Below are 14,025 nucleotides of genomic sequence, written 5' to 3' on the forward strand. Positions count from 1 at the left end.
ATCGTCATTTTCATGGGTTTTTTAAACGTTCGGCCAGGGAAGTCGCCAGTTGCGCCGTCAGTCCGTAGACCGACAACTGCGGATTGGCACCAATGCTGGTGGGGAACAGCGAGCCGTCGTGAATCGACAGATTGCCCAGTTGATGATGCCGGCCGAGGCTATCGGTCACCGCGATTGTCGGGTCTTCACCCATGGCGCAACCGCCCATCACATGGGCGCTGCCCAGGCGTGTGCGATACAACTCCAGGCTCAGGCCGTCGATCAGCGTGCGCGCTTCGGCGAGGGTCTTCACGTAACGGGCGTCGGCGTGCATCGGCATCACGGCCTTGGCGCCACCGGCGAACTGGATCTCGGCCATGGTATGGAACGCCCGGCGCAATCCATCCCAGGCGTAGGGTGATAGCTGGTAATCCAGTACCGGCGTGTCATCGCTGCGCAATTCGACGCTGCCACCGGGGCTGTCCGGATGAAAACCGTCCCGCAACAACGCCAGCATGGCGTGGGTATGGGCCAGATTGGCCATGTGCTGCGAGTTTTCCTGACCGAAACCACCGAGCAATGTGGTGGCCAGCGCCGGGTGCAGGGGCGGGACTTCCAGTTTGTAGGACATCTTGCCCGTGGTGCCGTCCTGCCATTGGAAATGGTCGGAATAGATCGACTGCGGCGCGCCGTAGAAGGGGTTGACCACTTCGTCGAACAACGCGGCGGACATGTTCACCGGGTGCAGGAACGTGCGTTTGCCCAGGCGCTTGTGCGGGTCGGGTGCTCCGGAGCGCATCAGCAAGGCCGGGCTGTTGATGCCGCCACCGGCCAGCACGAAATGCCGCGCCTTGACCGTGATGGTGCGCCCGGTCGGTGCGACACAGCGTTCATCCATCGCCGAACATTGCAGGCCGGTGACCTTGTCGCCGCTGATCGTGAGTTTTTCGGCGCGGGCCAGGTAAAGCAGCTCGCCGCCTTTTTCCAGGGTCGCTGGAATGGTGGTGACCATCATCGATTGCTTGGCGTTGGTCGGGCAGCCCATGCCGCAGTAGCCGAGGTTCCAGCAGCCGCGAACGTTGCGCGGGATGACGTGCCATGAGTAATTCAGTGCTTCGCAGCCCTTGCGGATCACATCATTGTTGGCGTTGGGTGGCACCATCCACGGCGCGACACCCAGGCGTTGTTCCATTTTTTCGAACCACGGTGCCATTTCCGCCGGGCTGTGGCCCTTGACGCTGTGCTCTTTGGCCCAGTGTTCCAGGGTCGGCTCCGGGGTGCGGAAACTGGAAGTCCAGTTGATCAGCGTGGTACCGCCCACCGCCCGGCCCTGGAGGATGGTGATCGCGCCGTCCTTGCTCATGCGGCCGATGCCTTCCTGATAAAGGCTGGCGTAGGCCTGGTCTTCGAGCAGCTTGAAGTCGCTGCTGGTCTTGAGCGGGCCTTCCTCGATCAGCAGCACCTTGTAGCCGGCCGCGCTGAGGATTTCGGCGGTGGTGCCGCCGCCGGCTCCGCTGCCGATGATCGCCACGTCCGCTTCGAGTGTCAGGTCCTGGGTCAGTTGCGAGCCGTTGTAGGTTTTCCAGCCTCGGGCCATGCCTTCGCGGAACGGATCGGGTACGGGCATCTTTGGGTTCTCTTTTTTATTATGTTTGGTGGTGTTAACAAGATCGCCTTCGCGAGCAGGCTCGCTCCCACAAGGGTTATGCAATCTCCTGTGGGAGCGAGCCTGCTCGCGATTTGGTCGCCACGGTTTCAGACCGTTGGTGGCCCGGGATACCCGCAATGCGCCCACGATTCCTTGCGGCCGTACCAGGCCATCATCACCAGTTGCAGCAAGGAGCTGTGGCCCATGCGCAACAGGCTCAACGAGCTGTTTTCCCAGCGATCGAGAAAAGCTCGGATGTCATTGGCGCTGGCGTTTTCCCAGCTGCCCCAGATCCCGGTCAGCGGTCCGCGGGTCACGGCCATGCCCAGCACATCGAACAGTTGTTGGGTCAGCTTGAGCATTTCCGGCGACAGGTGGGCGAGGTTGTAATCCAGGCTTTTCAGTGTGCCCTCGACAGCCTCGGGCATCCGTTCGGCGGTCACGGCACCGTCGAGCATGACCGGTATCAACGCCCGCAAAAACAGCAGATCGCCGCTGCGTAACGTGACGTAACCATTGGCCGGGACGCTCGACGAGCAACCGCTGAGGCTGGCTCCGAGCCCGGCGGTGGCGAGGAAAGCTGTGGCGCCGAGGCTGAATTTAAGCAGCCCGCGTCGTGACAGCGCGGGTGTATCGGACAGGCTGGGGGTCATTATTGTTATTACCCGACTGTGATGATTGTTAGCGGATGAACAGCTTCTGGATCAGCTTCTGGATGGATTTGCCGTACGGCGGATAGATCAACTTCGCCGCGTTGAACCGTTGTTTGATCAGCACGCCCTTGGCCTTGCTGAAGGTCAGGAACCCTTCATGGCCGTGGTAGTGGCCCATGCCCGAAGCACCAATACCGCCAAACGGCATGTCGTCCTGGGCAACGTGCAGCAGGGTGTCGTTCAGGCACACACCGCCGGAATGTGTTTCGTGCAGCACACGCTGTTGTTCGCGCTTGTCGTAGCCGAAGTAATACAGCGCCAGTGGGCGAGGGCGCTGGTTGATGTAGGCAAATGCCTGGTCCAGATCCTTGTACGGCACGATCGGCAGCAACGGCCCGAAGATTTCGTCCTGCATCACCGTCATCTCGTCCGTGACGTTGAGCAGCAGGCTATGGCCCATGCGGCGGCCCTGGCCCTGGTCGAACAGCGGCATCAGCAGCGCACCCTTGCTGGTGGCGTCGCTGACGTAGCCGTTGAGACGCGCCAGTTGTCGCTCATTGATGATTGCGGTGTAGTCCGGGTTGTCGGCCAGCGTCGGATAAAACCCGCGGACGGCTGTGCGATAGGCTTCGACGAAACCTCCGACGCGATCCTCCGGCACCAGCACGTAGTCCGGGGCCACGCAGGTCTGGCCGGCGTTCAGGGTTTTGCCGAAGGCGATGCGCTCGGCGGCGTCCTTGAGTGGTACATCCCGGGAAACGATGGCCGGGGACTTGCCGCCCAGTTCCAGGGTCACCGGGGTCAGGTTTTCCGCGGCGGCGCGCATCACGTGTTTGCCGATGCTGGTGGCGCCGGTGAACAGCAGGTGATCGAACGGCAGGCGTGAAAACGCCACGCCCATATCCGCCTCGCCCAGAACCACGCAAACCAGGTCTTCGGGGAAGATTCGCGCCAGCAGTTGCTTCATCAGCAGGCCGGTCGCAGGGGTCGACTCACTGAGCTTGAGCATCACCCGATTGCCCGCCGACAGTGCGCCGACCAACGGTCCGATGGCCAGGTACAACGGGTAGTTCCACGGCACGATGACCCCGACCACGCCCAGCGGTTGGTAAACCACTTTGGCCGAAGCCGGTTGGAAGGCTGCGCCCACCTTGCGTCGCGAGGCTCGCATCCAGCCCTTTAGATGTTTGCTGGCGTAATGGATGCCGTGCAGGCTGGGCATCAACTCCGCGAGCAGGGTTTCATCGGCGCTGCGATTACTGAAGTCCTGGCTGATCGCATCGATCAGGGCCTGGCGCTCATTGTTCAACAAATCCTTTAGCGCCTTGAGCCATTGCTGGCGCTGCGCGGCCGGTGGCATCGGGTTGGCGGCGTAGGCGGCACGCTGGGCGTCGAACAGGGCCTGAAGCTCTTCCAGCGGCTGCTGTAGGTTCTGCAGGTAGGAAATTTCAGCAGTCATGGTCGGCTCCGGATTTATTGTAATGAAGCACTTTTTAGAGTCTATGCTCTAAAAAGTCAAATGACATCCTGGAACAGCTTTGTTTTATCCGCTCGCGGATAGATCTAAGATGCCCGTCAACGCACTCTGAATTAAAGCTCAAGCCATGGCCCCACGGATCAAAACCAGCGAGCGCATCGTGCAGAACAGCCTGGAGCTGTTCAACCAGCAGGGCGAGCGCAGCATCAGTACCAACCACATTGCTGCCCACATGGAAATTTCCCCGGGCAACCTGTACTACCACTTCCCGAACAAGCAGGCGATCATCGCCGTGTTGTTCAGCGAGTACGAAAGCCTGGTGGACAGCTTCCTGCGCCCGCCCCAGGGACGCGCCGCCACGGTGGAAGACAAACGTTTCTACCTCAAGGAACTGCTGTCGGCGATGTGGCGCTACCGGTTTCTGCATCGCGACCTCGAACATTTGCTCGACAGCGATCCGGACCTGGCCGACCGCTATCGACGCTTCTCCCAGCGCTGCCTGATCCAGGGTTCGGCGATCTACGAAGGTTTCGTCGCCGCCGGTATCCTGAAGATGGACAAGGTGCAGATCGAGTCCCTGACGCTCAATGCCTGGATCATCCTCACGTCCTGGGTACGTTTCCTGTGCACCACGCGAGAGAACTCCAGCCACTTGAGCGAGCAGGCCATTAAACGCGGGGTGTATCAGGTGCTGGTGCTGGAAGCCGGGTTTGTCACGGATGAGGCCCGCGATGCGGTCAGCGCCTTGTTCGACGAGTTTTACGTGCCCCTCGCCCAGGCACTGGAAGAAGTACAGTAGGATCAAGGCCGAGTTAATCACAGGAGCCCGCTATGCCCATTGCGCAACTGATCAGCCCGCAAGCACTGGACCTGAAAAAGGACCAGCCGGGGCTGGTGATTCTGGATTGTCGTTTTGCCCTCGAAGACCCGGATTACGGCCAGCGCAGCTATGCCGAAGGGCACATCGCCGGTTCGAGCTATGCCGACCTCGAGCGTGATCTGAGTGGCGCGGTGGTCAAGGGCGTGACCGGGCGTCATCCGTTACCCGAGCCGGCGCAACTGATCGAGCGCCTGCAAGCCTGGGGCATCAACGCCGATAGCGAAGTGGTTCTGTATGACGACGGTCCGGGGGCCTATGCGGCGCGGGCCTGGTGGTTGCTGGCATGGTTGGGCAAGCGCGACGGTGTATTCATCCTCGATGGCGGTCTCAAGGCCTGGCACGCGGCCGGTTTGCCGCTGAGCCTGGATGCGCCGGCGATTACCCGTGGCTCCTTCACCGGCAGTCCTGACTTGGCGTTGCTGATCGATGCCGAGCAGTTGCAAAAGCGCCTCGCGCGGCCGGAACTGACCCTGCTCGATGCCCGTGCATTGCCGCGTTTCAAGGGTGAAGTGGAACCGATCGATCCGATCGCCGGGCACATTCCCGGTGCCCAGTGTGCGGCGTTTACCGACAACCTGGGCAGTGACGGGCGTTTTCTGCCGGCCGATCAGCTCAAGCAGCGTTTCGCCGCGAAACTGGGCGATCGCTCGCCGAATGATCTGGTGGCGTACTGCGGTTCCGGCGTGACGGCGTGCCACAACCTGTTTGCGTTGTGTCTGGCCGGTTATCCGTTGGGTTCGTTGTATGCCGGGTCGTGGAGCGAATGGATCAACGAGCCTGCGCGGGGCATCGCCACCGGCGAATAAACACCATCCATCCCTGTGGGAGCGAGCTTGCTCGCTCCCACAGGGATGGATGGTGTTTTTGAGACCTGGTTAAACCTCAAGTCCCCGTTTTGCACTGCGATACGCCCCCGGTCCAACTCCATACACCTGCTTGAACTGCCGGCTCAGATGGCTCTGGTCGGCAAACCCCAGTTGCATCGCGACTTCCAGCGGCAAACAACCACGTTGCAGCAACGCCCGCGCCTGGGCGATGCGTTGTTGCATCAGCCAGGTGTGCGGCGGCATGCCGGTGGCCCGGCGGAACACCCGGGCGAAATGGAATGGCGAGAGATTGACCGCCGCCGCCAGCGCCTCCAGCGAGGGTGGTGCTGCCAATTGTGCGTGCAGCAATTCCTTGGCCAGGCTCACGGCCCGGTGTTCCTTGCCGGGTTTGCCGGCATCGGGCACCGCCGCATGACGCTGCAACAGCGACAGCACCAGTTCGCGCCAGACCGTTTGTTGCTGCAATGCGGTGGCGGGGCTTTCCAGCAAGCGGTGGAGTTGGCAGAAGCCGTTCACAAGATCCTGGTCGCGATACAGCGTGGCACCGAAGGCCGGCAAGTGATGGGTCGGCAGTTCGAGTTCAGCCAGCAGGGAGGTCATCTGCTCGCTGTCCGGATAGAACGCCCGGTACAGCCAGCCATCCTCGGTGCCTTTATGGCCGGTGTGCAATTCATCGGGATTGATCAGCACCAGCGTGCCGCTGCCCGCCAGGTGTTCGGCACCGCGATAGCGATAACGCTGGGCGCCGGCCATGATCATGCCGATCACATAGCCGTCATGCACATGAGGGGCGAAACGATGATCGATGTAGCGTGCGGACAATAGCTCGACCCCGGCCAGCGGCGGGGTTTGCCAGAAGTGAATTGACTCGCCTTGGTCAGCATCTATGATTCAAGTGCGCCCTGAGGCGGCCAGCCACTCGGGGATGCGCCGCTCCAGGTAGTAGCCAGGTTGCGTGAGCGTACCGTCGACGAAGCCGACATGCCCGCCCTTGGCTTGCAGTTCGAATTGCGTGCAAGGGGACAACTCATCGACGTGCGGCAGGCTGTGGGGAAACACGAAGGGGTCGTCGGCGGCCTGAATCATCAAGGTCGGCGTACGGATTTCGCCAAGGAAATAGCGGCTGGAGGCGCGGCGATAGTAATCCTCTGCATCGGCGAAACCGTGCAGTGGCGCGGTGACGCGACCGTCGAAATCCCAGAACGTGCGCATGTTTTCCAGTGATCCGAGGGCCGCCAGGGCTGCCAGGCCCTCCTCGCGTCCGTCGTGCTGGAACTGTCGTTGTTTGTTCTTGATATAGGCAACCATCTCGCGCATGAAATGCGCCTGGTAAACCTTGGAGAAGCCCTGGCCGATGCGGTCGGCGCACTGGTCCAGGCGGAACGGCACCGACACCGCCACGGCGCCCATCACACCGCTGTCGCTGCCGGTTTCGCCCAAATGCTTGAGCAGGACATTACCGCCCAGGGAGTAACCCACCGCATACAGTGGCGCGAGAGGTCGTTTGGCTCGCAAGTGCCTGATGGTTTCGGCCAGGTCTTCGCTGGCGCCGGAATGGTAGCTGCGCGGCAACAGGTTGGGTTCGCCCGAACAGCCGCGCCAGTTCAGCGCGACGCTGGCCCAGCCTCGGTCACCCAGGGCTTTTTGCATGCCGGCAACGTAAGGCGAATTCGACGAACCGGTGAGCCCGTGCAACACCAGCACCAGCGGTGCGTCGGCGCTGTGCGGGCCATGCCAGTCGAGGTCGAGAAAGTCGCCGTCTTCAAGCCAAAGACGTTCGCGTTCGCGGCCGATGTGCACGGTTTTACGCCACAACGGCCCCCACAAGGTTTGCAAGTGCGGATTGCCGAGGCCGAAGGCGGGGGTAAAGGGCGGCGGTGAGGCCAGTGCGGGGTGCGATTGCACAGTCATTCTCGGTGGAAGTGTTCATGCGTCTGCCCGAAGACGCGGCGGGACAGCGCCGCGACCGCGTCATCATGGCTGTCTAACTTGCCACATTCTCGCCAGGCATGCGACACATGGCATTGGTTGCGCTTTCGCTCGGAGCTGGCAGCGGTTGTTGATCTGTCTTCGGCCCCAGGATGACAACGCGCCATTGATCGGCGTGGTGATGCCGATTGAGCGCGCTTTTGATTGAGGCGGGGCTCAGCTTCAAGGCTGCTTGCGTGGCAAAGTCGAGGTCCAGCGGCAGATTGTGCGCGCTGATGGCGTACAACTGTCTCAGAATCTGCATATTGGTGACGCTGTTCAGTGGCGCGCTACCGGTCAGTTGCTGTTGGCTGTCTTCGAGTTCCTGTCGGGTCGGCCCTTGGGCGAGAAAGTCGCTGAACATCGTCTTGATATGGGCCAGCACGGCATCGGCCTGCTCTGGTCGGGTTTGCAGTTCAATGGTCAGCAACCCTTGTGCCTGAAGGGCAGAAAGGTCGGCTTTGACGTGATAGGTCAGGCCTCGGCGTTCACGCAGTTCATTGGTCAGCCGGTTGGTGAAAATCCGCATGGCCATTTGCAGCGCGACGTAGTCCGGACCGCTTCGCAGGTCACTTGGCTGGGCGAGGCGCAGGTAAGCCTGGGTCGATGGTCGTTCAACGCGCAGCAAGCTCGGGGCTGTTGGACTTGTCACTGGCTTGATCGCGGCAGCGGCCGGTCCCAGGGGCAAGGCCGCGGAAATCTGCGTACCAATACGCTGGGCTTCTTCCTCGGTGAGGTCACCGACCAGTGTGATCTGGGCATTGCCTGCGGCATAAGCCTCGCGATGAAAGTCTTGCGCCAAGGAGCGGGTGATGGAGGCAAGCCCGGCCCGGGTTCCGTAGAGGGACTGAGCATTGCCGTGCTCGGGAAACAGCTGAGCGAGGTTCGCTTGTCGGGCTTGAGCGGCATGGGACTGGTCTTCAAGGTCCAGAAAGTACTGCAATTGGGATTTCACCCCAGGCAGGGACTCTTGCGGCAACAGCGGTTTGCCGAGTACCTGGGCAAACAGCTCCAGGGCTGGAGTGCGCCGTGATTCGTCACTCAGACTACGCAGGGAAAACCAGGTCCGGTCCTGGCTGATACCCATATTCATCCTTGCACCCAGATTATCGAACGTCGCCTGTATGGCGTTGACGTCCTTGCCGGTCACTCCTTCGTTCAAAAGGCTATAGGTGACAGCGGCCAGGCCGGGTTGAATCGGTGTGTGGGCGCTGCCGGCGGCAAAGCTTACAAGAGCATCGAACATCGGCAGGCCAGGGGTGCGGATGAACAGGATCTTCGTTCCGCCGAGAGTTTTGTAACCCTTGATCGGCAGCGTACGTTGGGTCGCCGGAGCCTGTGGTTCATTGAGCGATTGCAGCCCCGGTTTCCGGGCCTCCGTGGTTGCAGCGGCAGGGGCCTGTGCACTCAACAGCATGCCGGCCAGGATCAATCCATTGATGAGACCTTTGAGCTTATCCATTGTTTTTCTCCGGCAGGATTTTCGCGGTACTCAGGCGCTCACGCGTCAGGTAAGTCTTTGCGACTTGTTGAATATCCAGGGGAGTGACCTTGTTCAGCTCATCCGTGTCCTGATCGGTTAGCCGCCAGTCCAGACCGATGGTTTCCAGCAGGCCCAGGGTGTTGGCCTGCCCTTCCAGATCATCCTGCGCATAAACCGTGTTAGCGATCACAAGGTTTTTCGCGCGCTCCAGTTCTGCCGGTTCCGGTGCCTTGCTCTTCAGTGATTCGATCACTTGCCACAGGCGGGCGAGGCCTTCGTCAGCGTCATTGAGCTTGTCCGGGTTGAGCTGGGTGCTGATGGTCAGCAACGAATCACCGCGATTGAAGGCGTCGTACTCTGAGTTGGCCTCAGTGAATATCGCCTCGCTCCGTTGCAGTTGCTGTTTGATCCGCGCGCTACTGGATCCGGCCAGTAACATATCGAGCAAGCGCAGGGCATGGGCGGTCCGACGATCCGGTGCCGTGGCCAGGCTGGGCGCGTTGAAGCTCATGATCAGGCGCGGGGAGGCTACGGGTGCATGCAGGGTCAGTGACCGTTCACCGGCAGAAGCCAGCTCGACGGGGGCAGGCGCCACGGGTGTCGCACGTCGCTCAAGGTGGCCGAAGTGCTGCAGTGCCAGGGCTTTGATCCGCTCAGGCGCAACATCGCCAACGACCACTAGCGTCGCATTGCTTGGCGAATACCAGGCCTGATACCACTGCCGCAATTGCACGGCGTTCATTCGTTGCAGATCGTGCATCCAGCCAATCGTCGGGGTGCGGTAGCCGCTGGCCGGGTGGGCGATGCTGTTCAGTCGTTCGTGAGCAGACACGGTGATCTCATCATCAACGCGCATCCGGCGCTCCTCCTGAATGACCTTGAGCTCCGGCGTGAAGTCCTGTGCATCCAGCTCGGCCGTATTCATCAGGTCGGCCAGTATTTCGAAAGCGACGCCAGTGCGGCCGGAAGGCAGTGTCTGGTAAAAGACCGTGAAGTCAGTGCCGGTATATGCGTTTTGATTGGCGCCAAGCTTTTCCAGTATCACCGCGAACTCGCCGGCGCAGGCCTTGCTGCTGCCTTTGTAGACCATGTGTTCGAGGGCGTGGGACAGGCCGGACTGGCCGGGCGGTTCGTAGCTTGAACCGACCTTGATCCAGAGTTGGGCGGTGACGATGGGGGAGCGGTGGTCCTCGCGCACGACAACCTTGAGGCCGTTATCCAGTACGAAGTCTTGCGTCGCAGGAGGGGTCGCTGCGCTGGCCATGAGCGGCAGCCAGGCGATAAAGGGCAGCACAAATATGCTGCGGGAGATGTTCATCCGTGTTCATCCTCAGTGGTTTGCAGTTAATTGCGCAAACCACTGTGGATGATCCGGAAGGACGTCAGGCGGTAACTATGTAGTGCACTTCACAACCGGTTTGGGGCAGTCGCCCCGCCGAAATGTCAGGCGCTGCGTTGCCACAACGAGTAATACACGCGCCCGGATTTCTGCTCCCGGTGCAGGCGCCAGTTCTCCGGTAGGCCCAGGGTCGACGGCGCCGACTCGCTTTCGGTGTACACCCAGGCGTCTTCCGCCAGCCATTGGCGCTCTTCGAGCAACTTGCAAACGGCAGGCAGCAGGTTCTGGTTGAACGGCGGATCGAGGAACACCAGGTCGTAGGCCGTTGCGGTCTGGGTTTCCAGGTAGCGCAGGGCGTCGGCGGTCTGGACCTGGCCGTTGGTGCAACGCAGCGTGCCCAGGTGTTCCTTCAGGCTGGACACCGCGATACTGCTGGCGTCCAGCGCCTGGCCCATGGCTGCGCCACGGGACAGGGCTTCGAGGAACAGTGCGCCACTGCCGGTGAACGGGTCGAGCACCTTGGCGCCCGGCACGTAAGGCGCGAGCCAGTTGAACAGGGTTTCACGCACTCGGTCCGGCGTCGGGCGCAGGCCTGGGGCGTCGGGGAAACTCAGCTTCCGGCTGCGCCATTCGCCGCCGATGATGCGCAACTGGTTCACGCCGTTATGGACGTTCTTGGCGGGTTTTTTAGGATGGGCCATTAATGCTCCGGAACCCCGAGCGGTTGCTCGGAAGGTTTATCAGTAGGGGCCGGTAACGGCTTTTGCGGCACGGTCGGGCCAGCGCTGACGATGACCATCTTGTCCGTGCTCAGGTGTTTGTTCATGGCGGCTTTGACCTGCTCGACGGTCAAGTCCTGGGACTGTTGCATGAAGTCTTCCAGGTGACTCAACGGCAAGTTGTAGAAACCGATGGCGCCAAGCTGGCCGACGATATCGGCATTGCTCGCGGTGGACAGCGGGAAGCTGCCGGCCAGTTCGCGCTTGGCGTCGTCGAGTTCTTTTTCGGTCGGACCGGTTTTAAGGTAGTCGGCCAACACATCCTGCACCAGTTTCAGGGTGCCCTCGCTCATCTCGGCGCGGGTTTGCAGGTTGATCATGAACGGGCCACGCGCCTGCATCGGGGTGAAACCCGAATACACGCCGTAAGTCAGGCCACGCTTCTCGCGCACTTCGCTCATCAAGCGGGTGCCGAAGCCGCCGCCACCGAGAATCTGGTTACCCATGGACAACGCAGCGTAGTCCGGATCGTCGCGGTCGATGCCCAGTTGCGCGAGCATCAGGTTGGTCTGCTTGGACGGGAACTCGATATGGCCGACGCTGGCCTTGGGCTCGACCGGTTGGGCAATTTTCGGCAAGGCCGGGCCTTTGGGCAGGGCGCTGGAAACCTGGGCGGCAATCGCTTCCGCTTCCGCGCGCGACAGGTCGCCGACCAGTGCGATCACCACATTGCCGGCTGCGTAGGCTTTCTCGTGGAAAGCACGCAGTTGGGCCACGGTGATCGCCGGGACGGTTTTCGCCGTGCCGTCGCTGGAATGCGCGTATGGGTGATCACCGTACAAGCGGTTCATCAGTTCCAGGCTCGCCAGTTTGCCGGGATTCTGTTTCTGGTATTCGAAGCCGGCGAGCATCTGGTTCTTGATGCGGGCAAACGAGTCGGCGGGGAAGGTCGGTTTGCCGACGACTTCGGCGAACAGCTTCAGGGCTGGCTCGCGCTTGTCCTTGGCACTCAGGCTGCGCAGCGAAGCGATTGCCATGTCCTTATAAGCGCCGTTGCCGAAATCGACGCCCAGGCCTTCGAAGCCCTGGGCAATGGCACCGACGTCTTTGCCGGCCACGCCTTCGTTGAGCATGGCGTTGGTCAACACCGCCAGGCCCGGTGCGTCGCCGTCCTGGCTGCTGCCGGCAGCGAAGATCAGGCGCATGTCGAACATCGGTAGCTCATGGGCTTCGACAAACAGCACCTTGGTGCCTTCGGCGGTGTTCCAGGTCTGCACATCCAGCTTGCGGTGGTCCGGTGCCTTACCGTTGAGTTCGGTCAGCGATTGCAGTTTCTGGCTGGCCTTGGCCTTGTCCAGGGCTTCGCTGGCATTGGTTTGCTCAGGGCGCGACAAATAGAACGCTGCGGAACCGATAACGGCGACGGCGACCAGGCCGATCAGGGCCAGGCGAGAGGGTTTACGCTCACTCATGAGTCGTCTCCAGAGGCAGTACATGGGCGACGCTGAGACGTTCGCGGGTGAAATACAGCTTGGCGGCTTTCTGGATATCTTCCGGCGTGACGCTTTCCAGATCGGACAGTTCGGTGTCCATCAGTTTCCACGACAGGCCGACGGTTTCCAGTTGGCCGATGGCCGTGGCCTGACTGGTGATCGAGTCGCGCTCGAAGACCAGGCCGGCGATGACTTGTGCGCGTACGCGTTCCAGCTCTTCGGCGGTAGGCGCCGTGGTTTTCAGCTGGTCGAGCAGCTTCCACAAACCGGCTTGCGCCTGGGCGATGGTCTTGTGTTTCTGCGAGTTTGGCGATGCCGACAGGGTAAAGAGGCTGTCGCCACGGGTGTAGGCGTCGTAACTCGACGAGCCGCCGGACACCAGTTCTTCTCCGCGCTCCAGTTGCGTCGGGATGCGACCGCTGTAGCCGCCATCGAGCAGTGCCGAGATCAGGCGCAGGGCATTGACCAGGCGCTTGTCTTCGGCGGTGGCGATGCTCGGCACGTTGAAGGCCAGCATCAGGCTAGGCAGTTGGGTCTGCACGTGCAGAGTGATCTGGCGCTCGCCCGGTTCGGCCAGTTCCAGCGGCTTTTTCGCGGCGGGCACTTCACGCTTGGCGATCGGGCCGAAATAGCGTTGGGCCAGGGTTTTGACTTCGTCCGGGGTGACATCGCCAACCACCACCAGCGTGGCGTTGTTGGGCACGTACCAGGTTTCGTACCAGTGGCGCAGCTCTTCGACTTTCATCCGCTCAAGGTCGGCCATCCAGCCGATGGTCGGCGTGTGATAGCCGCTGGCCGGGTAGGCCATGGCCTTGAAGCGCTCGTAGGCCTTGGCCATCGGCTTGTCGTCGGTGCGCAGGCGGCGCTCTTCCTTGATGACTTCGATTTCCTTGGCGAACTCATCGGGTGGCAGGCGCAGGCTGGCCATGCGGTCGGCTTCCAGCTCGAAGGCCACGCCCAGGCGATCCCGGGCCAGCACCTGGTAGTACGCGGTGAAATCATCGCTGGTGAATGCGTTTTCTTCGGCACCGAGGTCGCGCAGGATCAGCGAGGCTTCGCCGGGGCCGACTTTCTCGCTGCCCTTGAACATCATGTGCTCCAGGGCGTGGGACAGGCCGGTATTGCCCGGTGTCTCGTAGCTGGAGCCGACCTTGTACCAGACCTGGGAAACCACCACGGGCGCACGGTGGTCTTCGCGCACGACCACCTTCAAGCCATTGTCGAGAGTGAATTCGTGGGTGGGTTGCGGGTCGGCAGCCAGGGCCGAAAGGGGCAGGCAAACTGTGCTGAGCAGCAGGCCAGCGGCGCGGCGGGCAAGAGCATTCATTCGTTTTCAAACCTTTGGGGCTGCCCGCTTGTTCTTAGCGTCAGCGGGCGAGAGGGTGCTAGGATACTGATCCGTTTTAGCGGCGGCCACGCCTATCAGGCCTTTATGCTTGATCAGGTTGAATGGGTTTGCGACGGAAGGTGGATATTTATCAACTGAATTCCGCGTTTTCGCCGATTTTGCTGCTTTAGTCCTATGAGAAATCGATTCCTTGAGGCGCCGATGAGCACCT

Annotated in this window: 12 protein-coding genes; 2 read left to right on the forward strand and 10 right to left on the reverse strand. The window is 61.4% G+C overall.

Annotated elements, in window-relative coordinates; translation table 11 throughout:
• Positions 1 to 10 precede the first annotated feature (10 nt).
• The 3 genes from VC35_RS08515 to VC35_RS08525 all read right to left on the reverse strand — a co-directional run bounded on the left by VC35_RS08515 (position 11) and on the right by VC35_RS08525 (position 3,739).
• Positions 11 to 1,606 (reverse strand): GMC family oxidoreductase, encoded by a 1,596-nt coding sequence (locus VC35_RS08515; protein ID WP_046039205.1) that lies wholly within the window; start codon positions 1,604 to 1,606, stop codon positions 11 to 13.
• A 128-nt stretch (positions 1,607 to 1,734) separates the two neighbouring features.
• Complete coding sequence (locus VC35_RS08520) at positions 1,735 to 2,280, reverse strand: hypothetical protein (RefSeq protein WP_046039207.1); 546 nt, start codon at positions 2,278 to 2,280, stop codon at positions 1,735 to 1,737.
• 28 nt (positions 2,281 to 2,308) lie between these two features.
• Positions 2,309 to 3,739 (reverse strand): coniferyl aldehyde dehydrogenase, encoded by a 1,431-nt coding sequence (locus tag VC35_RS08525; RefSeq protein ID WP_046039210.1) that lies wholly within the window; start codon positions 3,737 to 3,739, stop codon positions 2,309 to 2,311.
• Between the two features lie 145 nt (positions 3,740 to 3,884).
• Here VC35_RS08525 and VC35_RS08530 point away from each other — a divergent pair, with 145 nt between their 5' ends.
• Both VC35_RS08530 and VC35_RS08535 read left to right on the forward strand, forming a co-directional pair.
• Positions 3,885 to 4,556 (forward strand): TetR/AcrR family transcriptional regulator, encoded by a 672-nt coding sequence (locus VC35_RS08530; RefSeq protein ID WP_046039211.1) that lies wholly within the window; start codon positions 3,885 to 3,887, stop codon positions 4,554 to 4,556.
• Between the two features lie 32 nt (positions 4,557 to 4,588).
• The gene (locus VC35_RS08535; protein WP_046039212.1) at positions 4,589 to 5,443 is read left to right on the forward strand and encodes a sulfurtransferase; all 855 of its coding nucleotides are present in this window, start codon (positions 4,589 to 4,591) and stop codon (positions 5,441 to 5,443) included.
• Between the two features lie 69 nt (positions 5,444 to 5,512).
• Here VC35_RS08535 and VC35_RS08540 read toward each other — a convergent pair whose 3' ends face one another.
• The 7 genes from VC35_RS08540 to VC35_RS08570 all read right to left on the reverse strand — a co-directional run bounded on the left by VC35_RS08540 (position 5,513) and on the right by VC35_RS08570 (position 13,793).
• Complete coding sequence (locus VC35_RS08540) at positions 5,513 to 6,352, reverse strand: AraC family transcriptional regulator (protein WP_046039213.1); 840 nt, start codon at positions 6,350 to 6,352, stop codon at positions 5,513 to 5,515.
• A gap of 3 nt (positions 6,353 to 6,355) precedes the next feature.
• A complete protein-coding gene (locus tag VC35_RS08545) occupies positions 6,356 to 7,375 on the reverse strand; it encodes a hydrolase (protein ID WP_185754757.1) in 1,020 nt (339 codons plus the stop codon).
• A gap of 73 nt (positions 7,376 to 7,448) precedes the next feature.
• On the reverse strand, positions 7,449 to 8,894 hold the full coding sequence (locus VC35_RS08550; RefSeq protein WP_046039214.1) for a M16 family metallopeptidase: 1,446 nt from the start codon (positions 8,892 to 8,894) through the stop codon (positions 7,449 to 7,451).
• A complete protein-coding gene (locus VC35_RS08555; RefSeq protein ID WP_046039215.1) occupies positions 8,887 to 10,233 on the reverse strand; it encodes a M16 family metallopeptidase in 1,347 nt (448 codons plus the stop codon). The genes VC35_RS08550 and VC35_RS08555 overlap by 8 nt, the downstream gene beginning before the upstream one ends.
• 125 nt (positions 10,234 to 10,358) lie before the next feature.
• Positions 10,359 to 10,955, reverse strand: coding sequence for a 16S rRNA (guanine(966)-N(2))-methyltransferase RsmD (rsmD, locus tag VC35_RS08560; RefSeq protein WP_046039216.1), 597 nt, complete (start codon positions 10,953 to 10,955; stop codon positions 10,359 to 10,361).
• Complete coding sequence (locus VC35_RS08565) at positions 10,955 to 12,445, reverse strand: M16 family metallopeptidase (protein ID WP_046039217.1); 1,491 nt, start codon at positions 12,443 to 12,445, stop codon at positions 10,955 to 10,957. The genes rsmD and VC35_RS08565 overlap by 1 nt, the downstream gene beginning before the upstream one ends.
• A complete protein-coding gene (locus VC35_RS08570; protein ID WP_046039219.1) occupies positions 12,438 to 13,793 on the reverse strand; it encodes a M16 family metallopeptidase in 1,356 nt (451 codons plus the stop codon). Before VC35_RS08570 ends, VC35_RS08565 begins: the two co-directional genes overlap by 8 nt.
• Between the last annotated feature and the right edge of the window lie 232 nt (positions 13,794 to 14,025).

It is taken from the genome of Pseudomonas fluorescens, from assembly GCF_000967965.1.
GTDB lineage: Bacteria > Pseudomonadota > Gammaproteobacteria > Pseudomonadales > Pseudomonadaceae > Aquipseudomonas > Aquipseudomonas grandcourensis.